Below are 1,270 nucleotides of genomic sequence, written 5' to 3' on the forward strand. Positions count from 1 at the left end.
GTTCACCGACGGCGACCGGGCGGTCTTTGCCGCCGACGAGATCGGCGCAGCGCGGGTCCGGATCATCGGGTTCGACCTCGCCGACCGGAACGTCGACCCCGTCAAGCGGGGAAAACTCTTCTGGGCGGGGGAGCTCCTCCGCCTGATCGGATATGATATCTAGTGGACCATTGTATCTGGCATCGCATGTGCACCGTGGCCTCACGCGAAGCCGCGAAGGACGCGAAGGGAAGGTACAAGAGGTATCAACCACATGGTCTTCGCGGCTTCGCGCTCTTCGCGTGAGTCTACCCGGGGAGGCAAGGTAGCAGATGCCGGGGTCAACTAACGCCCTCATCATCGACGGCTACGTCGACGAGCCTGCGTGCCTCGGGGTTGCACCCTACATCTCCCCCTACGTGAGAGAGGTTGCCGGGGTCCTCTCCGAGCGGGGCTACACCCCCGGCTACGTCACCATCGACCAGGTCAGGTCCGACCCGGCCCTGGTCGCCGGCCAGGGCCGCGGCGATCTCGTGGTGATGATCGCAGGGCTGACCGTGCCCGGCACCTACATCGGGGGGAAGCCAGCGACCCTCACGGAGATCCAGCAGCTCGGGACCCTGCTCCGGGAACCGACCACCGCCATCGGCGGGCCTATCGCGTTTGGCTACGCGCCGGGTGGGGGGAGAAAGGCTATCAGGCAGGCGATCACCGGGTTTGACGTCACGCTCACGGGGTCGCCGGCGGTCGCGCTTGACGCCTGGCTCTCGGGCGGGGAGCCGGCCGGTTCGACCGATTACTCCCTGACCGACCCCTGGTGCGTGGCCGGCGCCGGGATCATCGCCCGGCACCCGGCGTTCCCGTATGTGATGTGCGAGCTCGAGACTGCGACCGGGTGCTCCCGGGCGACGGTCGGGGGGTGCTCGTTCTGCACGGAACCCTTCTACGGCCTCCCGCGCTACCGGAGCATCGGGGGGATCGCGGAGGAGGTGGCGGCACTCCGTGCGGCGGGCGCCCGTCACTTCAGGCTCGGGCGGCAGCCAGACCTCCTCGCCTACCAGAGCAGCGGCGGGGAGTTCCCGGTCCCGCGTCCGGAGGTGCTCCGGGAACTCTTCTCTGCCATCCGGGAGAGCGCCCCCGATCTCCGGACCCTGCACATCGACAACATCAACCCGGGCACCATCGCCCGGCACGAGGAGGCGGCCCGGGAGGCACTCGCGGCGATCGTCGCCGGTCACACACCGGGCGACATCGCGGCCTTCGGGATGGAGACCGCCGATCCGGCGGTGGT

1 pseudogene is annotated in these 1,270 nt (G+C 69.0%); it reads left to right on the forward strand.

Annotation, left to right across the window (positions count from 1 at the left end):
• Positions 1-311 precede the first annotated feature (311 nt).
• Positions 312-1,270, forward strand: a pseudogene (locus BP858_RS07485) (radical SAM protein); the annotation flags it as partial.

Origin of the sequence: Methanoculleus sp. UBA413 (assembly GCF_002502935.1) — an archaeon.
GTDB lineage: Archaea > Halobacteriota > Methanomicrobia > Methanomicrobiales > Methanoculleaceae > Methanoculleus > Methanoculleus bourgensis.